This is a genomic window from Paracoccus sp. UBA889, from assembly GCA_002294185.1.
In the GTDB taxonomy this organism is placed as follows: Bacteria; Pseudomonadota; Alphaproteobacteria; order Rhodobacterales; family Rhodobacteraceae; genus Paracoccus.
The window spans coordinates 39,010-56,471 of sequence record DBFD01000046.1 but is presented as its reverse complement, the minus strand read 5'-3'; the positions used below and the strand labels follow the sequence as shown (position 1 = coordinate 56,471).

At 67.3% G+C, this 17,462-nt stretch carries 16 protein-coding genes; 7 read left to right on the top strand and 9 right to left on the bottom strand.

Annotation, left to right across the window (positions count from 1 at the left end):
• Positions 1-69 precede the first annotated feature (69 nt).
• The gene (locus B4L36_RS08280) at positions 70-531 is read left to right on the top strand and encodes an Lrp/AsnC family transcriptional regulator (protein WP_292955245.1); all 462 of its coding nucleotides are present in this window, start codon (positions 70-72) and stop codon (positions 529-531) included.
• Between the two features lie 166 nt (positions 532-697).
• On the opposite strand, the gene B4L36_RS08275 is transcribed toward B4L36_RS08280, so the two are convergent.
• From B4L36_RS08275 to B4L36_RS08240, 8 genes are all read right to left on the bottom strand, one after another.
• Positions 698-1,159 carry an RpiB/LacA/LacB family sugar-phosphate isomerase gene (locus B4L36_RS08275; protein ID WP_292955242.1) on the bottom strand — a complete coding sequence of 154 codons (462 nt, stop codon included), beginning with the start codon at positions 1,157-1,159 and terminating at the stop codon, positions 698-700.
• A gap of 11 nt (positions 1,160-1,170) precedes the next feature.
• Positions 1,171-1,929, bottom strand: coding sequence for a triose-phosphate isomerase (locus B4L36_RS08270; RefSeq protein WP_292955239.1), 759 nt, complete (start codon positions 1,927-1,929; stop codon positions 1,171-1,173).
• A gap of 4 nt (positions 1,930-1,933) precedes the next feature.
• The gene (locus B4L36_RS08265; protein WP_292955236.1) at positions 1,934-2,698 is read right to left on the bottom strand and encodes a DeoR/GlpR family DNA-binding transcription regulator; all 765 of its coding nucleotides are present in this window, start codon (positions 2,696-2,698) and stop codon (positions 1,934-1,936) included.
• Positions 2,699-2,890: 192 nt separating this feature from the next.
• Positions 2,891-3,841, bottom strand: coding sequence for a sugar-binding transcriptional regulator (locus B4L36_RS08260; RefSeq protein WP_292955233.1), 951 nt, complete (start codon positions 3,839-3,841; stop codon positions 2,891-2,893).
• Positions 3,841-4,977 carry an iron-containing alcohol dehydrogenase gene (locus B4L36_RS08255; protein WP_292955229.1) on the bottom strand — a complete coding sequence of 379 codons (1,137 nt, stop codon included), beginning with the start codon at positions 4,975-4,977 and terminating at the stop codon, positions 3,841-3,843. Before B4L36_RS08255 ends, B4L36_RS08260 begins: the two co-directional genes overlap by 1 nt.
• A 26-nt stretch (positions 4,978-5,003) precedes the next feature.
• Positions 5,004-5,936 carry a sugar phosphate isomerase/epimerase family protein gene (locus B4L36_RS08250; RefSeq protein ID WP_292955226.1) on the bottom strand — a complete coding sequence of 311 codons (933 nt, stop codon included), beginning with the start codon at positions 5,934-5,936 and terminating at the stop codon, positions 5,004-5,006.
• A gap of 9 nt (positions 5,937-5,945) precedes the next feature.
• A complete protein-coding gene (locus B4L36_RS08245; RefSeq protein ID WP_292955223.1) occupies positions 5,946-7,463 on the bottom strand; it encodes a glycerol-3-phosphate dehydrogenase in 1,518 nt (505 codons plus the stop codon).
• A complete protein-coding gene (locus B4L36_RS08240; protein WP_292955220.1) occupies positions 7,453-9,036 on the bottom strand; it encodes an FGGY-family carbohydrate kinase in 1,584 nt (527 codons plus the stop codon). Before B4L36_RS08240 ends, B4L36_RS08245 begins: the two co-directional genes overlap by 11 nt.
• A 362-nt stretch (positions 9,037-9,398) precedes the next feature.
• On the opposite strand from B4L36_RS08240, the gene B4L36_RS08235 reads away from it, so the two are divergent.
• The 6 genes from B4L36_RS08235 (at position 9,399) to B4L36_RS08210 (ending at position 16,969) form a co-directional block, all read left to right on the top strand.
• The gene (locus tag B4L36_RS08235; protein WP_292955218.1) at positions 9,399-10,055 is read left to right on the top strand and encodes a DUF2291 family protein; all 657 of its coding nucleotides are present in this window, start codon (positions 9,399-9,401) and stop codon (positions 10,053-10,055) included.
• The gene (locus B4L36_RS08230; protein WP_292955215.1) at positions 10,052-11,608 is read left to right on the top strand and encodes a sugar ABC transporter ATP-binding protein; all 1,557 of its coding nucleotides are present in this window, start codon (positions 10,052-10,054) and stop codon (positions 11,606-11,608) included. Before B4L36_RS08235 ends, B4L36_RS08230 begins: the two co-directional genes overlap by 4 nt.
• Positions 11,609-11,632: 24 nt before the next feature.
• Positions 11,633-12,676, top strand: coding sequence for an ABC transporter permease (locus B4L36_RS08225; RefSeq protein WP_292955212.1), 1,044 nt, complete (start codon positions 11,633-11,635; stop codon positions 12,674-12,676).
• A 113-nt stretch (positions 12,677-12,789) separates the two neighbouring features.
• Positions 12,790-13,734 carry a D-ribose ABC transporter substrate-binding protein gene (locus tag B4L36_RS08220; RefSeq protein ID WP_292955209.1) on the top strand — a complete coding sequence of 315 codons (945 nt, stop codon included), beginning with the start codon at positions 12,790-12,792 and terminating at the stop codon, positions 13,732-13,734.
• 74 nt (positions 13,735-13,808) lie between these two features.
• Positions 13,809-15,314 (top strand): FGGY-family carbohydrate kinase, encoded by a 1,506-nt coding sequence (locus B4L36_RS08215; RefSeq protein WP_292955207.1) that lies wholly within the window; start codon positions 13,809-13,811, stop codon positions 15,312-15,314.
• On the top strand, positions 15,311-16,969 hold the full coding sequence (locus tag B4L36_RS08210) for a glycerol-3-phosphate dehydrogenase/oxidase (RefSeq protein ID WP_292955205.1): 1,659 nt from the start codon (positions 15,311-15,313) through the stop codon (positions 16,967-16,969). Before B4L36_RS08215 ends, B4L36_RS08210 begins: the two co-directional genes overlap by 4 nt.
• Here B4L36_RS08210 and B4L36_RS08205 read toward each other — a convergent pair.
• Positions 16,951-17,424, bottom strand: coding sequence for a 6,7-dimethyl-8-ribityllumazine synthase (locus B4L36_RS08205; RefSeq protein ID WP_292955203.1), 474 nt, complete (start codon positions 17,422-17,424; stop codon positions 16,951-16,953). The genes B4L36_RS08210 and B4L36_RS08205 overlap by 19 nt on opposite strands.
• Between the last annotated feature and the right edge of the window lie 38 nt (positions 17,425-17,462).

Genomic DNA, 17,462 nt, shown 5'->3' with positions numbered 1-17,462 from the left:
CTGGACGAAGGGCCCAAAGCGGGCCAGATTGGCAGGCGAAACGCCCATAGAGGACGGCCGGGACAGATCATGGATATTCTTGACGCGACGAATCGCAAGATCATCGCCGAACTGGTGGCCAATGCCCGCATCCCGGTCAGCGACCTGGCGCGCAAGGTCGGGCTGTCCAAGACCCCGGTCGCGGCCCGCATCCGCCAGTTGGAGGAGGCCGGCCTGATCACCGGCTATCGCGCGATGCTGTCGCCGCTGAAACTGGGCCTGACCCATGTCACCTACATGGAGGTGCGGCTGACCGATACCCGCCAGAAGGCCCTGCAAGCGTTCAACATGGCCATACGGCAGATTCCCGAAGTCGAGGAATGCTACATGATCGCGGGCGGTTTCGACTATCTGGTCAAGGTGAGGTCGCGAGACATGGCCGATTTCCGCCGGATCATGGCGGACAAGATCGCCACCCTGCCCTTCGTCGGCGGCACGTCCAGCTATGTCTCGATGGAGGCCGTTGTCGAACAGAACTGGACCGCTGTCTAGCAGTCCGGGCCGCGCCGGGTTGCGCCTGCGGAACGGCGGCGCGGATGATGACCGGGGAAACCCGTCGCGGCGCATGTTCGGAACCGGGACGGGCCGGGCGAAGCCCGGCCCGGTCGCTGCCGCTGGGCGGCAGGCGCGCGTCCGGGACGCGCGCGGTCAGGCCCGGTCACGCCTGATGGTATTTCGCATCCACCGCGTCGATCGCCGCGACATTGCCGGCCGAGCGGCCCCGGGCGTCGAAATTCATCGCCTCGGCCAGGAACGCATCGGCGATGGCTTTCGCCAGTTCCGAGCCGATCACCCGCGCCCCCATGGTGATGATCTGCGCATTGTTCGACAGCGCCGCCCGTTCGGCCGAATAGGTGTCGTGTGTCAGCGCGGCACGGATGCCCGGCACCTTGTTGGCCGAGATGCAAACCCCGATCCCCGTCCCGCAGACCAGGATCGCGCGGTCATAGGTGCCGTCCCGCACGGCACTGGCCACCCGATCCGAGAGGGTCGCGTAGAAGGCATCCGGTCCCGCCTCGGTGCGGCTGATCTCGGACACGTCGTGGCGGTGCCTGAGGTGATCGGCCAAGACCTTTGCCAGCCCCTCGCCCGCGCTGTCGCCTGCAATTGCCAGTTTCATCTTGCTCTCCTTCAGATAGCAGCGGCGCAACGCGCCAGAATGTCCAGATATCCCTCGACCCTCCAGGCCGAGCGTCCGATGAACAGCCCGTCGATATGCGGGCATCCGACAAGTTCCGCGCAATTGTCGGGATTGACCGACCCGCCATAGAGGCACGGCACCGGACTTCCCAGCACATCGCGCGCGACGGCCGCAATCTCGGCCTGCCGCGCGTCGGCATAATCCGAGGTCGCGGGGATGCCGTTGTCGCCAATGGCCCAGACCGGCTCGTAGGCCAGCAGGATCCGGGCCGCCCTCTGGTCGTCGGACAGATGGGCCAGCGCGCCGCGCACCTGCTGCTCCAGCACCTGCTGCGCGCGACCGGCCTGACGCTGGGCCAGCGTTTCACCGATGCAGATCAGCGGGATCAGACCATGGCGGATGGCGGCCCGGGTCTTCAGGCCGACCGTCTCGTCCGTCTCGCCGAAATGTTCGCGCCGTTCGGAATGGCCCAGTTCCACGATGTCGAGCCCGCAATCGACCAGCATCGGGGCCGAGATCTCGCCCGTCCAGGCGCCTTCATCGGCCCAGTGCATGTTCTGCGCGCCCACCTTGACCGAAACGTCGGCCAGAGCCGCCTTGACCTGCCGGCAGGCGGTGAAGGGCGGGATCACGAAACGCTGGATCCGCGGGTCGTGATCGGCGTCAGCCTCGGCCAGTCTGCGGGCGAAGGCGCCTGCTTCGGCCAGGGTCTTGTTCATCTTCCAGCTTGTGCCGATCCAGATTGTCATCCGCTCAATCCTCCGCGATGGTCAGCGTCAGCCCGGCCCGGTCGATCGCGGCGCGATCCTCGGGCGCGGGGGGCGCGTCGGTGATGATGGCATCGAATTCGGCCAGACCGGCCAGTTCGTGCAGGGCGGAACGGCCGAACCGTGCATGGTTGACCAACAGGACCCTGCGCTGCGCCGCGTCCATCATCGCCCGCTTGGCGCCGACGACCGCATCGCTCATGTGAAACGCCCGCAGGCCCGACACCGCCGGGGTCGAGATGAAGGCCAGATCGGCGCGCAGCCGCGACAGGGCCTGTTCCGTCACCACGCCGAAAAAGCCGTTGAACTTGGCGTCGAACGCGCCGCCAAGCGCGATCAGCGTGATCCGCGGCGCGTCTTTCAGCGTCTCGATCACGGCGGCATTGTTGGTGATGATCGTCAGCGGCGCCCTTTCGACCAGCCTCGTGCCCAGCAGCGCCGCCATCGAGCCGTCATTGACCATGACACTCATCCCCGGCTCGACCAGATGCAGCGCCGCTGCGGCCATGCGCGCCTTGGCGCCGGCATCCTGCAAGGCGCGGATCCGGAAATCGCTTTCGAACTGGATGCCGGCCTCGACGGTGGCGCCGCCGCGCACCTTCCGCAGCAGACCGGTCTGTTCCAGATCGTCCAGATCGCGATGGATGGTCATCTTCGAAACCGCAAAACGACCGGCCAGATCGTCCAGATCGACCGCCCTTGCCGCGATCAGCAGATCCATGATCGCCTGCCTGCGTTCCTCGCGCTTCATCCTTGCCTCCGGTTCGCCGCCCCCTGTCGGCCTCGCCATTTTTTAACATCTTGCCTGGACTTATCAACAATAATTTATGTTATTTTGTGATATTTTTATGTTATTTCGCGCATCGCGTTGCCAGGTCCCGGCCGCAACGGCCCAGCGGCAGCGACCGGGACGGGCCTTGCCCGGCCCGCTTCCCCCAACGGCTCAGCCGGCAAGGGCGCGCGCCGTCGCCTCGTCGGTGATCAGGCCATCGGCACAACCGCTTTTCAGCACCGCGCGCAGTCCGGCGATCTTTTCGTCCCCGCCCGCGATCACCACGATCCGGCTGCCTTCCGGCCCGTCCAGATCGACCGACAGGGTTCGCGCGCTCAGCCCGGTTTCCAGCACCCGCCCGTCGGCATCGAAGAAATGGCCCATCATTTCGCCCACCCCGCCCGCCGCCCGGATCTCCTCGATCTCGCGCGGCTCGATCATGCCCGAAGCGACCAGTTGCGCGCCCGAATCCGCGGTGCCCATGCCGACGAATTTCAGCGTCGCGCTGTGCGACAGGTCGAAGATTTCGCGCACGCCGGGCTGGGCCAGCAGCACCGCCCGGTCCTGTTCGGAATTGGCGAAGAAGGGCACCGGCAGCACGAAGGCCTGCGCGCCGGTCTTTTCGGCCAGGCTGTGCATCACGTCATGGGGATTGGCCGCGTAGTTCCGGGTCAGGCCGCCCAGCAGCGACACGAAGCGCGCGTCCCGCGCCTCGAAGCGCGGCAGCTGATGCACCGCAGCGGCCAGCGTGCGGCCGTGGCCCAGTCCGATCACGGGATGCCGGCCGGCCTCGATCTCGCGCCGCAGGAACCCGGCCCCGGCCAGCGCCAGGGCGCGCAGCGGCATTCCCTCCTCGCCCAGATCCGGCGCGACCTCGCAGTAGTCCAGATCGTAGCCCTTGCAGAGCCGGTCTTCCAGGATCGCGCATTCCACGATCTCGCCGTCGATCGAGACCTTGACCACGCCTTCGGCGACCGCCCGCGCGATCAGCCGATGCGCCTTGACCGAGGGCACACCCAGCCGCTTGGCCACCGCCGCCTGCGTCAGGCCGCCCGCGTAGTGCAGCCAGGCCGCGCGGATTGCCAGGCTTTGTTCCGGGTCGATCCCCGTTCCCCGCGCCATCAGTTCGCCTCCGCCATCACCGCGCGCAGATCGGCGGGCGACAGCGCGGCCGGATTGGCCTTCATCGAGGATGACGACGCGGCAGCCTCGGCCGCTGCCCGCTGCGCCGCGCCGTCGATCCCCAGATCGTGCAGCCGGGGCAAACCGGCCGCGCGCGACCACCGCGCCAGCATCCCGGCGGCCTGTTCCAGACCCGCATCCGGCGCATCGAAAGCCGCGCCGATCCATTGCCCGACCTGATCCAGCCGCGCGGGATCGGCCACGCCGCGCCGGTTCGCGACCAGCACATGCGGCAGCAGGGTGCCGCAGATCGCGCCATGGCCGGCGCCGGTCAGCCCGCCCAGCGGCCCGGCCAGTCCGTGGACCGCGCCCAGCCCCGCATTGGCCAGCGCCAGCCCGCCACACAGGCTGACCCAGGCCATCTCGTCGCGCGCGGCCGCGTCCTCGTCTTCCATCAGCCGCCGGATCGCGGCCAATCCGCGCGGGATCGCATCGCGGCACAGCGCGTCGGTCAGCGGATTGGCGCGGGTGCCGACATAGGGCTCGATCACCTGCGTGATCGCATCGAGTCCAGAGGCCAGCGTCACCCCGCGCGGACAGCCATCCGTCAGGCCCGGATCGACGATCGCAAGGCGGGGCAGCATCCGGGCGTCGCGCAGGCTGACCTTGCGGCGATGCTCGGGCACGCCGATGACCGCGTTGCGCGTCACCTCGGCGCCCGTCCCCGCCGTCGTCGGCATGGCGACGAAGGGCAAGGGCGGATGATCCAGCGGCAAGCCCTGGCCCACGACCTCCAGATGATCCAGCATCGGCCGGGTGGCGGGGATCAGCGCGGCGATCGCCTTGCCGGCATCGATCACCGCGCCGCCGCCCATCGCCACCACGACATCCACGCCGCGCCCGGCATCGACACCCGCGTCGATCAGGGCCATGTCGGGCTCGGCTTCGACAGGAAAACCGGCGATTGCGCAGCCCTCGGCCCGCAACCCCGCCCGCAATCCGGCGCTGCGGCCGGCATCGCGGCCATGGACCAGCAGCACCCGGCGCCCCATCGCCGCGATCCGGCCGGGGGCGCCATCGGCCTGCCCGCGCCCGAACAGGATCTCGGTGGCGGTGGCGAAGGCGAAAGCGGTCATCGGCATCTCCTGTCCGGGTTCGGACGTCAGATATTCAGCGTATCGGCCCCGGTGTCGATATGGGGCGCCCAGAACGCCACGCTTTCGGCGATCTGGGGGATGACCTCGCGGTCGTTCGGCTCGCGTTCCCGGAAGCTGAGTTCGAGGCAGATCTCGTTGTCGACCGCCCCGCCCCGGGCCAGGGCCGCCAGCAGCGGTCCGGGCTGGATTCGTCCGCGTGCGTTGAAATCGGCGGTGAAGGGCCGGTGGCCGCCCTTGTCCATCAGCGATTGCTTGATGTGGATGATCGGGCTGACCTTCGGCACGGCCCGCGCCCAGGCATAGGGATCATGATCGCGGGGATCGGCGCTGGTCACGTCGCCATGATCGATATCGGCCATCATCCACATCGGGATCGCCATCCCGGCTGCCGACAGCCGGTCCTGCAGGACCAGGCATTCCGCGATCGTGTGACCGAATTCGCGCCCCACGCTCATCGGTTCCCAGAAGATGTAATCCAGTCCGGCCGCCCTGCCATGTTCGGCGACCTCGGCCCAGCATTCGATGGCGATCCGGATCAGATCCTCGCGGCGCGCCGGATCGTCATGGTCGCGATAGGTGAGGATGGCGAATTGCGTGCCGATGGATTTGCCGCCCAGATCGGCGATGATGTCGGCGAAGGTCTTGAACCAGTCCACGTAATGGCGCCGCACGTCGCGATCGGGATGGCCGAAATGGTTGAGCCGCCCGTATGGTCCGGTCATGCCGCTGGTGACCCGGACACCCGTGCGCTGCAGTGCCGCGCCCATCGCCCGCGTCAGGCGGCGGATGACGGGCGCGGGCCATGAAGGGTTGATGAATTCGTGGGTCAGTTGCAGATCGCGGATGCGCAGATCGCGCGCCACGGTGTCGATCAGGTCATCGGGCTCGGCAAAGCGGTTGACCAGCGGATTGGTGTTCAGCGACAGGGTCAGCGGCATGATCCGTCCTTACGCGGCCCGAGCCAGGTCGGCGGTGTCGAACCAGTCCGCGAAGGCGCGCTGCTGGTCCTCGGTCAGGTGCAGGTAATGCTTGGTGCGGCGGCGCAGGATGTCCTCGGGCCGCCGGGCCCATTCCCTGGCCACCAGATAGCGTGCCTCGGCCTCGTAGAACTGGCCACCGAAATGCCGGCCCAGATCGTCGAGACCGAAGGCGCCGCCGATCACGTCCCTTGTCCGCGCACCGTAGAGGCGGCCGTAATGCAGCAGCAGATCCCGCGGCGCCCAGGGGTAAAGCTCTCGCAGCAGCTGGACGAAGCTTTCGTAATCGGCGTTGGCGATCTCGCCGCCCGGCAAGGGTGCGGACTCGGTCCAGTCGGGACCCATCTGCGGAAAAATGTCCTTCAGCTTGTGCATCCCGCGCTCTGCCAGTTCGCGGAAGGTGGTGATCTTGCCGCCGAAAATGTTCATCAGCGGCGCGCCGCCGGTCTGGTCGAGGTCGAAGACGTAATCGCGCGTCACCGCAGAGGGATTGCCCTGCCCGTCATCGAACAGCGGCCGCACGCCCGAAAAGCTGTGCAGCACGTCCTGAGGTCGCAGCTTTTCCTTGAAATAGCGGTTCACGGCGGCCAGCAGGTATTCGATCTCGGATTGGTCCGCGGTCACGTCCTCGGGCCGGCCCTCATAGGCGATGTCGGTCGTTCCGATCAGTGCCTTGTCGCCCTCGTAGGGGTTGATGAAGATGACGCGTCGGTCGTGGTTCTGCACCAGATAGGCATTGGCGCCTTGCCAGAATTTCGGAACGATGATGTGGCTGCCCTTGACCAGCCGCACGTTGCGCGCCGAATTCGCGCCCGCGACGCGGGTGATGATGTCGCCGACCCAGGGGCCCGCGCAATTGACCAGGCAGCGGGCGCGAAAGCTGCGCACCTCGCCCGTCGCCTCGGATTTCGTCCGGACGACCCAGATCCCGTTCTCGCGCCGGGCCGAGATGCAGGGGCTGCGGGTCAGCACCCTCGCCCCCTTCTCGGCCGCGTCAACGGCGTTCAGAACGACCAGACGGGCATCGTCCACCCAGCAGTCGCTGTATTCGAAACCCCTGATATAGGTGTCCAGAAGCGGCGCCCCCTCGGGATCGCGGCGCAGGTCCAGCGTCCGGGTGCCGGGCAACTTCCGCCGGCCACCCAGGTGATCATAGAGAAACAGGCCCAGCCGCACCAGCCAGGCCGGACGGTCCTGCGGGCTGTGGGGCAGCACGAAGCGCATCGGCCAGATGATGTGCGGCGCCGCGCGCATCAGCACCTCGCGTTCGATCAGCGCCTCGCGGACCAGGCGGAATTCGTAATATTCCAGATAGCGCAGCCCGCCATGGACCAGCTTGCCCGACCGCGACGAGGTTCCCTCGGCCAGATCGTCCTTTTCGCACAGCACGACCTTCAGCCCGCGGCCGGCGGCATCGCGGGCGATACCGGCGCCGTTGATGCCGCCGCCGATCACGAACAGGTCGATTGTTTCGCTGTCATTGCTCATCCTGCTGTCCTTTCGCAAAGGCCGCGCGGGCGGCGGCAAGCGCATCCCAGACCGGCGGCAGGGCATGCCGCGCGGCGCTGAAGGCGGGAAACAGGCCGTCATAGGCAGCCATCAGCGCCGGATCGGGCGCTTCGGCCTTGCCCAGCAGCGGGGTTACCCATTCGGCGATGCAGGCCTCCATGTCGGGATAGGCGCCGATGGCGACGGCGGCCATCATCGCGGCACCGGCAGCGCCCGCCTCGTCCCGCGCTGAGACCCGGACCGGCGCGGCCAGCGCGGCCGACAGGATACCGCGCAGGGCGGGTGACCGCGCGGCCCCGCCGGTCAGGCGCAGTTCGGCCGGCAATGGCCCCATCGCGGCATAGCAATCGCGCATCGCCATCCCCAGCCCCTCGGCGACGGCCCGGACCAGGTCGGGATAGCGGTGACCTGAGGCAAGTCCCACGAACCCCGCCCGCGCATCGGCATTGACGAAGGGACCGCGTTCCCCGGCATCCGAGATATAGGGGTGATAGACGATCTGGCCCGGCCGCGCCTGTCCCAGCCATTCGTCCAGATGCGCGACCAGATCGCGGTGCGTCACGGGGCGACCCAGATCGGACAGGATCCCGGCCGCGATGCCCAGCACCCAGTCCAGGTTCAGCGTCGCCGCCATGTTGGTCTGGACCTGGGTCACGATTCCGGGGATCGGCAGGCAGATGACATAGCCTGTCCCCTGCTGGTTCAGCTGGACGTCGCCGGCGGCCACCGCGCGCAGATGCACCCCGGTCGATCCGACAGTCGAACAGGCGACATCGCCGGCCGTGCCGCCATAGACGCCCGCGCCAAGCGCCGTCATCACCATGTCCACATAGCCAAGGCTGACCGGCGTACCGGCCCGCAAACCGGTCTGGCGCGCGGCGTCGCCGGTCAGCGGATGCGTAGCCTGGCTGCCATCGACGATTTCGGGCAGCAGGGCCCGGCGATGGGACAGGCCAAGCGCCGCGATCGCCGTGTCGTCATAGCGGCGATGGCGGAAATTGCCGAAGGTGAAGCTGGCCTCGGACGGATCGGTCGCGCGCTGGCCGGTCAGGTTCAGATACAGCCAGTCCTTGCAATGCAGCGCGACTTCGGCCCGGTCCAGCATGTCGGGCGCATGTGTATCCATATGCGCCATCTGCGCACCCTGCTGGCAGGTGTTCAGCCCGGTTCCCGTGGCCTCGAACCGGGCACGATTCGCCGGGCTCGCCGCCAGCCGCGCGACCGTGGGCGCGGCACGGGCATCCAGCCACAGCCAGGCATCGCCCACGGGTCCGTCAGGCCCGACAAGCCATGTCCCGTCGCCCTGACCGGTCACCGACAGGGCCGCGACCCGCCCGGCCAGTCCGTCGATAGCCTCGCCCAAACCGCGCAGCGCGGCGGCGCAATCCCGCCATGTCCGGTCCATGGATTGCGTGGCCGCGCCGCCTTTGGCCGTCAGATAGCGGTTCGGCACCGAAAACGCCCCGATCTGGTGTCCGGCCATGTCGAAGGCAACGGCCTTGATGACCGATGTCCCGGCGTCGATGCCGATCAGGATATCGGCGCGATCCATACCAACCCTCCCGGCGGATGCCTTGCGCGGCAGCCTTGCTTCGGGCTTGTATAGCATGAGTTCTTTCGGATGCATGTATTTTTTTACAGACACGGCAATTTATTTCGGCTAGATTGATCCCGAGGGGTCCTGCGCCATGCGACGGGCCAGGGGAAGAAACGATGACCGCGCGTTCGCGCAGCGGCATCGGCGCAGGACCGGAGAGGAGGCCGGCACGATGAGAATTGCTTCTGAAAAGACGGGCCAGACCGCGCCTGCAATCCTCGAGCCGGGTGCCGTCGGCGCGGCGAACCGGCCGTTCCGTGCACCGCGCTGACCTCGATTCGCCCCCGGATCGACCGCCGCAACCAGAGGATCGCCCGATGACGCATTTTTCGTCCCCCGCGCCGAAAGCGCCCGCCTCCTCCCGGCGCGGATTGTATCTTGGGCTCGGCGTGGCCGCCGCCCTTCTGGCGGGCATCGCCTTCGACACCACGATCGTGACCATCGGTTCCGAGTCCGATGTCCGCGCGCAGGTCTTCTCGCCAGACGATTACGGGCAGCAGGAATTTCCCCGCATCGCCGAATTCGTGAAGGGCAAGGCGGTGGATGCGGCCACGCTGGCCCCGGCGGTCTTGCAGGACAAGGCGGCGGCGGCCGAACAATACGGCACTCCGGCCTCGACCGGGGCAATCATGTTCACCACCGTCACCGGCGCCGTGGCCGAGGGAAAGTCCGGCATCTACACGATCCAGGCCGAGGATGTGCCCGAGGAGATCACCATCCGCGTCCAGACCGGCCCGGCGATCAACGGCACCGATCTGCGCGACGCGCCCGGTGACATCACCTTCGGCCAGTTCAAGAACCAGATCGAATATCAGAATGCCGGCGCAGGCATCAATCGCGCGATGAAGACGGCCGTTCTGGAACCGATCGACACCGCCGGTCTGACCGGCAGGACGATCACCGTCACCGGCGCCTTCCGGCTGATCAATCCGAAGAACTGGCTGATCACGCCGGTCGAGGTCAGCGTGCAATGAACAGCGCAAGAACAGCAGGGGGCGGGATCCCCGAAGGCGAACCCGATGCGCGCGAAGTCGTTCTGGCCGCCCGCAACGTCGCCAAGTCCTATGGCAATGTCCATGCGCTGAAGGGCGTCAATTTCGACATCCATCGCGGCCAGGTCACGACCCTGTTCGGCGAGAACGGCGCCGGCAAGTCGACGCTGATGAAGATCCTGTCGGGCGTGATCCAGCCCAGCAGCGGCGACATCATCCTCGACGGCCAGCCGACGGCATTCGCCAGCGCGACCGAGGCGCGGGATCGCGGCATTTCGATCATCCACCAGGAATTGTCGCTGGCGCCGAACCTGTCGGTGCGCGACAACATCTTCATGGGCCGCGAGATCATGGGCCGGACCGGCGTGGATTTCGCCGAGGAAGAACGCCAGACCCGCAGGCTGATGGAGGAACTGGAGGAGGATATCGACCCGCTGACCGCCGTCGAGGAATTGCGTCTGGGCCAGCAGCAGATCGTCGAGATCGCCCGCGCCCTGTCGGTCAACAGCCGCATCCTGATCATGGACGAACCGACCAGCGCGCTGTCGGCCAGCGAGGTCGAGGTGCTGTTCAAGGTGGTGCGCGACCTGACCGAGAGGGGTGTCAGCATCGTCTATATCTCGCATCACCTGGAAGAGGCTCTGACCATCACCGATCACGCCGTGGTCCTGCGCGACGGCGCCATGACCGCCTCGGCGCCGCGCGCGCAGATCGACCTGGAATGGATCGTGCGCAACATGGTGGGCGACAATTACGACCTGGGCAGCCCGCCCGACACGCAGATGGGGCAAGCCGCGCTGTCGATCCGCAACCTGACCCTGCCGGACCCGTCGGGGGGCTTCGATCTGGTGGACCGGCTGTCGCTGGATGTTCGCGCGGGCGAAATCGTCTGCATCTACGGGCTGATGGGAGCAGGTCGCACGGAGCTGCTTGAAACCTGTGCCGGGCGCCTGCGCGCCAGCGCCGGCGAGATCGTGCTGGAGGGGCAGGAAATCTCGCACCTGTCCATCGCCGAACGCATCGCGCGCGGGCTTGCCCTGGTCCCCGAGGATCGCCAGCGCGACGGACTGGTCCAGACCATGAGCGTGGGCGAAAATCTGTCGCTGGCCTCGATCCGGCGTTTCACCAGGGGTCTGTTCACCTCGGCCCGCGCCGAGCGGCGCCTGGTCGAAAGCAGCATCCGCGAGGTGACGGTCAAGACCTCGGGTCCGGCCGCGCCGATCGGATCGCTGTCGGGGGGCAATCAGCAGAAGGTCGTGATCGGCAAGATCCTCGCGACCAGACCCAGGGTGATCATGCTGGACGAACCGTCGCGCGGCATCGATATCGGCGCCAAGGCCGAGGTCTTCCGCCTTCTTGCGGAAGAGGCCAGGCAGGGTCTTGCCGTGATCTATTCGACCTCGGAAGTCAGCGAATGTCTGTCCATCGCGCACCGGATCGTGGTCATGCACAAGGGCCGCATCTCGGCCGAATTCGATTCCACCGTCACCAAGGAAAAGATCATGGCCGCCTCGGGCGAGTCCGTGGCCGCCTGAGCGCGCTTGAGGAAAGACCCAATCATGTCGGACACCACAGCCACCGCCGCCACCGCCCGCAAGAAGCGCGATTTCAGCATCGGCCGATTGCTGCTGGAAGGCCGCGCCTTCTTTGCGCTGATCGCCATCATCGTCGTCTTCTCGATCCTGTCCCCGAATTATCTGACGATCGGCAACCTGCTGATCATGGCCAGCCACGTGGCCATCTACGGCATCCTTGCCATCGGCATGTTGCTGGTGATCCTGAACGGCGGCATCGATCTTTCGGTCGGCTCTATCCTGGCGCTGGCGGGGGTCAGTGCGGGCGCCATGATGCAGGGGATCCAGATCGACGCGATGGGCGTGATCCTGTATCCGCCGGTCTGGGCCGTGGTGGTGCTGACCTGCGTGCTGGGCGCGGCGGTGGGGGCGGTCAACGGCGTCCTGGTCTCGATCTTCAAGGTGCCGGCCTTCGTCGCCACGCTGGGCGTGATGTATGTCGCCCGCGGGGTGGCGCTGCTGATGACCAACGGGCTGACCTACAACAACCTGTCGGGCCGGGCCGAGCTGGGCAATACCGGCTTTGACTGGCTGGGTTTCAACCGCATCGGCGGTGTGCCGATCTCGGTCATCGTGCTGGCGGTCCTGGCGATCCTGGGCGGGCTGATGCTGTCGCGGTCGTCCTTCGGGCGCTGGCTCTATGCTTCGGGCGGCAACGAACGCGCGGCGGAATTGTCGGGCGTGCCCACGCGGCTGGTCAAGATCACCGTCTACACGCTGTCGGGGATGTTGTCGGCGATCGCGGGACTGGTGCTGGCCTCGCAGCTGACCTCGGCCGGACCGACGGCGGGCACGACCTACGAATTGACCGCCATCGCCGCGGTGGTCATCGGCGGCGCCGCGCTGACCGGCGGGCGCGGCACCATGCGCGGCACGATGCTGGGTGCCTTCGTGATCGGGTTCCTGTCGGATGGCCTGGTCATCATCGGCGTCTCGTCCTACTGGCAGACCGTCTTTACCGGTGCCGTGATCGTTCTGGCCGTGCTGATGAATTCGCTTCAATACGGGCGCGGCGGCCGCAAGGGCTGAGTGTCCGACAACCTTCCCCGCGCGGTCGAACAGGAAACCGGGCCGCGCGGAAAGACTGCCTGACGCGACAAGGGCGAAGGCAGGTCCATCAACCAAGGGAGAGAAGACCAATGATGAAGATGACGCGCCGCCTGCTTCTGGCCGCCGTGGCCGCCGCGCCGCTGATGGCCGGGGCCGCGAATGCCGAGGGGCTGATAACCATCATCGTGAACGACCCGGCAAACCCCTACTGGTTCACCGAGGGCGAAGTCGCCCGCAAAACCGCCGAGGAACTGGGCTATACCGCCAATGTCGCCGCCCACAAGGGCGATACCAATACCGAAAGCACCCTGATCGACACGGCGATCACCAACAAGTCCGAGGCGATCATCCTTGACCCGGCCAATGCGGACGGATCCATCGGCGCGGTCAAGAAGGCCGTCGATGCCGGCATCCCGGTGATCCTGGTCAATGCCGAGATCAACCAGGAAGGCCTGGCCAAGGCCCAGCTTGTGTCGAACAATGCCCAGGGTGCCGCGCTTGGCGCGCAGGCCTGGGTCGAGGCGGTGGGCGATACCGGTCAATATGTCGAATTGTTCGGCAACCCGGCCGACAACAATGCCCAGACCCGCTCGAACGGGTACGAGACGGTGCTGAGCCAGTATCCGGATCTGGAAAAGGTCGGCCGCGAGGTTGCCAACTGGGACCGCACGCAGGGCTATCAGAAAACCCAGTCTCTGCTGCAGGCCAACCCCGACATCATCGGCGTGATCTCGGGCAATGACGAGATGGCGCTTGGCGCGATCGCGGCGCTGAAAGAGGCCGGCAAGCTGGATCAGGTCAAGGTCGGCGGCTTTGACGGCTCGCCCGACGCGGTCGAGGCGGTCAAGGCCGGCGAGATGCAGTATACCGTGTTGCAGCCCGTCGCGGTGTTCTCGGCCGAGGCCGTCAGGCAGGCCGACAATTTCATCAAGAACGGTTCGACCGGGGTGGACAGCGAAAAGCAGCTTTTCGACTGCCTGCTGATCACCAAGGACAACGTCGACAAGTATACCGGCCCCTTCGTGCTGGAACAGTAAAGCCGCAAGGCTGGGGCGCGCGACGACGCCACCGCGCGCCCCAGCCCCGAATTTCCGCGGCGCCCGTGATCCCAATGTCGCTTCTGCTTGGCATCGACAATGGCCTGACCGTCACCAAGGCGGTGATCTTCGATACGGCAGGCCGCGTGGTCTCGATGGCCCGGCGCCGGGTGCCGCAATCCCTGCCACGGCCGCGCCACGTGCAGCGCGACATGACCGGTTTGTGGACCCATACAGCCGAGGCGATCGCCGACGCCCTGTCGGCCTGCCCCCGCCCGGCCTCGGATATTGCCTGCATTGCCGCGACCGCCCACGGCGATGGCCTCTACCTGCTGGATGGCGAGGGCCGGCCGCTGGCGCCGGGCATCCTGTCTTTGGACAGCCGCGCGGGCGAAATCGCGGCGCGGTGGCAGGCCGACGGCACCGCCGCTCTTGCCCTGGAACGGACCGGCCAGCGACCTCATGCCTCGGCGCCTTCGGCACTGTTGGCCTGGCTGCGCGCCAACGAACCCGACCGCTTCGCAAGGATCGGGCATGTGCTGGCCTGCAAGGACTGGCTGCGGTTCTGCCTGACCGGCGGCATCGCCACCGACCTGACCGAGGCCAGCACCGCCTTTACCGATGTCGCGACACAGGATTATGCCGATGACATCCTGCCGATCTTCGGGCTCGAGGCATTGTCCCATGCCCTGCCCCCGATCCTGGCCCCCGATGCCGTCGCAGGCCATGTCACGCCCCAGGCCGCCGCCCTGACCGGCCTGGTCGCCGGCACGCCGGTCGCGGCCGGACTGCATGATGTGACGGCATCCTCGCTGGGTGCGGGTGGCTATGCCGAGGGTGTCGCGGCCATCGTCGCCGGAACCTATTCCATCAACGAAACCGTCTCGCGCGCGGCTCGGACCGGCCCGGGCTGGTTCTGCCGCAACGGCATCGCGCCGGGCGAATGGAATGCGATGGCGATTTCTCCTGCCTCCGCCAGCAATTACGACTGGTTCCTCGATACATTCTGCGCCGCCGAACGTGCCGCTGGCGGCCCGGATCTGCACGCCCGGATCATTCCCCAGATCGAGGCCGCGATGGCCCGCCCCTCGACCGCCATCTTTCACCCCTACCTGTTCGGCGCACCGCAGGGCGCGATGGCCAGCGCCGGCTTTTTCGGCCTGCGCGGATGGCAGGATCGCGGCGACATGCTGCGCGCCGTGATCGAGGGGATCACCTTCAATCACCGCGTCCATGTCGATGCCCTGCGCGAAGGCTTTGCCATCGACCGGGCGCGGCTGACCGGGGGCATCTCGCGCAGCCCTGTTTTTGCCCAGCTTTTCGCCGATACCCTGGCCATGCCCGTCAGCACAAGCGACACCGAAGAGGCCGCCGCCTGGGGCGCGGCCCTGTGTGCGGGATCGGCGGCGGGCCTGTTCGAAAGCCCGCGCCACGATCCGCGCGATCCGGGCGCCCTGACCCGGAATTTCACCCCCGATGCCACCCGCAGCGCCGATCTTGACCGCCGCTATGCCGTCTTTCGCGAGATCGGGCGGGCGATGGAACCAGTCTGGCCCAGTATCGAGGCCCTGGGCGAATGACAGATCCGCACGACATCGATGTGCTGATCCTGGGCGCGGGAATCAACGGGGCGGGCCTGTTTCGCGATCTGTGCGAACAGGGCGCAAGCTGCGTGATCGCCGACAAGGGCGATTTCGGCGGCGGCACCTCGGCGGCGCCGTCGCGGCTGATCCATGGCGGGATCAAGTATCTGGAGACCGGCGAATTGCGGCTTGTGGCGCAATCCACCTATGAACGGAACCTGCTTTTGCGCAATGCGCCGCATCTGGTGCGGCCGCTGCCGACGGTGATCCCCATCTTCTCGTGGCTCAGGGGCATCGGGCCGGCGCTGCGGACGCTGCTGGGTTCGACCACGGCGCCGCGCGGCCGGGGCGCGGTGCTGATCAAGATCGGGCTGGCGATCTATGATCTCTATGGCCGGCGGGCCCGCGTCATGCCGCGCCATCAGCTGTGGTCGCGGGCGCGCGCCCTGCGCGAAATCCCGCCGCTGACACCGCGCATCGCCGCCGCCGGCCGCTATTACGACGCGATGGTGACGCAGCCCGAAAGGCTGGTCTGGGAATTGCTGGCCGACGGGATCCGCGTCAATCCTGCCGCCCGGGCGCTGAATTACACGACATTGCAGGATACGGATGGAACCACGATTCGGCTGACCGGCCCGGACGGCACACTTGCGCTGCGGCCGCGGATCGTGGTCAATGCGGCCGGGCCCTGGATCGACCGGGTGAATGCGGCGCTTGGCGCGCCATCGCGGCTGATCGGCGGCACCAGAGGATCGCATCTCCTGCTGGATCATCCCGACCTGCTGGCGGCGCTGAACGGACGGATGCTGTATTTCGAGGCCGATGACGGCCGCATCTGCCTGGTCTTCGACTATCTCGGCAGGGCGCTGGTCGGATCGACCGACCTGCGCGCCGACGATCCCGATACGGTCGCCTGCGACGAGGCCGAGGTCGATTATCTGCTGGGGGCGCTGCGCGGGCTGCTGCCGGGGCTGCGCTTTGGCCGCGAACAGATCGTCTATGCCTATTCCGGCATCCGCCCCCTGCCCGCCAGCGATGCGGCCATGCCGGGCCTGATCAGCCGCGACCACTCGGCCCCCGTTGCCGAGCCGCAGGGACCGCGCGTCTGGCCCATCCTGTCGCTGGTCGGCGGCAAGTGGACGACCTTCCGGGGCTTTGCCGAAGAGGTCGCGGACGAGGTTCTGGCGCGGCTTTCGATGTCCCGGCGCATCGGCACGGCGTCGCTGGCGATCGGCGGCGGCCGCGATTTTCCGGCCGATCCGGAGGTTTGGGCCAACGCCGTGGCCGCGCGGACAGGCTGTGCCCCCGACCGGGCGCGAGACCTGCTGGACCGCTATGGCACCACCGCCGGGCCGATCCTGGCGGCCGAGGGCCCGGCGCCCGCGATGCTGGCGGATGCCGCCTATTCGCTGGCCGAACTGGACTGGCTGATCCGACATGAACGGGTGCGGCATCTGGCGGATCTTGTCATGCGGCGCACCGCGATTGCGGTCACGGGGCGGTTGACGGGCCGCGATCTGGACCGCATCGCCGGCCTTTGCGCGCGGGCACTGGACTGGGACGATACCCGCCGCCGGCAGGAAATCGCGGATACGCGGGCGATGCTGACCGGGCGGCACCGCCTGCGGATGGATCAGGCGGCGTCAGAGTGATCCGAGGCGGCAAGATCCGCCTCCAGCGCCAGAACCTGCTGCACCGCCTGGGCTGCCTCGGCGCCCTTGCGGACGAAGTGATCGCGGAAGAACGCCCTGTGCGCGGCGGTTTCCTGATAATGATGCGGCGTCAGCGAGACCGAAAAGCAGGGAATGCCGGTTTCCAGCCCGACATTCATCAACCCGGTCACCACCGCGCCGGCGACGAAATCGTGACGATAGATGCCGCCATCGACGACAAGGGCGGCGGCCACGACGGCATCATAGCGCCCGGTCCGGGCCAGTTTCTTGGCCAGACGCGGCATCTCGAAGGCGCCGGGAACGTCGAAGGCGTCGATCCGCGCGCCGGGAAACAGCGTGGCTGCCTCGGCCAGAAAACCGTCATGGGCACGGTCCACGATCTCGGCGTGCCAGCGGGCCTTGATGAAGGCGATGCGGGGATTGGTCTTGGTCATCTTTCGGAACCTTCCGTTTTGCAACAGCACAGGCCCCA

Excerpts from the sequence above, each read along its gene's own strand:
- B4L36_RS08280 (WP_292955245.1), top strand. The coding sequence starts at position 70 with ATGGATATTCTTGACGCGACGAATCGCAAGATCATCGCCGAACTGGTG.
- B4L36_RS08275 (WP_292955242.1), bottom strand. The coding sequence starts at position 1,159 with ATGAAACTGGCAATTGCAGGCGACAGCGCGGGCGAGGGGCTGGCAAAG.
- B4L36_RS08270 (WP_292955239.1), bottom strand. The coding sequence starts at position 1,929 with ATGACAATCTGGATCGGCACAAGCTGGAAGATGAACAAGACCCTGGCC.
- B4L36_RS08265 (WP_292955236.1), bottom strand. The coding sequence starts at position 2,698 with ATGAAGCGCGAGGAACGCAGGCAGGCGATCATGGATCTGCTGATCGCG.
- B4L36_RS08260 (WP_292955233.1), bottom strand. The coding sequence starts at position 3,841 with ATGGCGCGGGGAACGGGGATCGACCCGGAACAAAGCCTGGCAATCCGC.
- B4L36_RS08255 (WP_292955229.1), bottom strand. The coding sequence starts at position 4,977 with ATGACCGCTTTCGCCTTCGCCACCGCCACCGAGATCCTGTTCGGGCGC.
- B4L36_RS08250 (WP_292955226.1), bottom strand. The coding sequence starts at position 5,936 with ATGCCGCTGACCCTGTCGCTGAACACCAATCCGCTGGTCAACCGCTTT.
- B4L36_RS08245 (WP_292955223.1), bottom strand. The coding sequence starts at position 7,463 with ATGAGCAATGACAGCGAAACAATCGACCTGTTCGTGATCGGCGGCGGC.
- B4L36_RS08240 (WP_292955220.1), bottom strand. The coding sequence starts at position 9,036 with ATGGATCGCGCCGATATCCTGATCGGCATCGACGCCGGGACATCGGTC.
- B4L36_RS08235 (WP_292955218.1), top strand. The coding sequence starts at position 9,399 with ATGACGCATTTTTCGTCCCCCGCGCCGAAAGCGCCCGCCTCCTCCCGG.
- B4L36_RS08230 (WP_292955215.1), top strand. The coding sequence starts at position 10,052 with ATGAACAGCGCAAGAACAGCAGGGGGCGGGATCCCCGAAGGCGAACCC.
- B4L36_RS08225 (WP_292955212.1), top strand. The coding sequence starts at position 11,633 with ATGTCGGACACCACAGCCACCGCCGCCACCGCCCGCAAGAAGCGCGAT.
- B4L36_RS08220 (WP_292955209.1), top strand. The coding sequence starts at position 12,790 with ATGAAGATGACGCGCCGCCTGCTTCTGGCCGCCGTGGCCGCCGCGCCG.
- B4L36_RS08215 (WP_292955207.1), top strand. The coding sequence starts at position 13,809 with ATGTCGCTTCTGCTTGGCATCGACAATGGCCTGACCGTCACCAAGGCG.
- B4L36_RS08210 (WP_292955205.1), top strand. The coding sequence starts at position 15,311 with ATGACAGATCCGCACGACATCGATGTGCTGATCCTGGGCGCGGGAATC.
- B4L36_RS08205 (WP_292955203.1), bottom strand. The coding sequence starts at position 17,424 with ATGACCAAGACCAATCCCCGCATCGCCTTCATCAAGGCCCGCTGGCAC.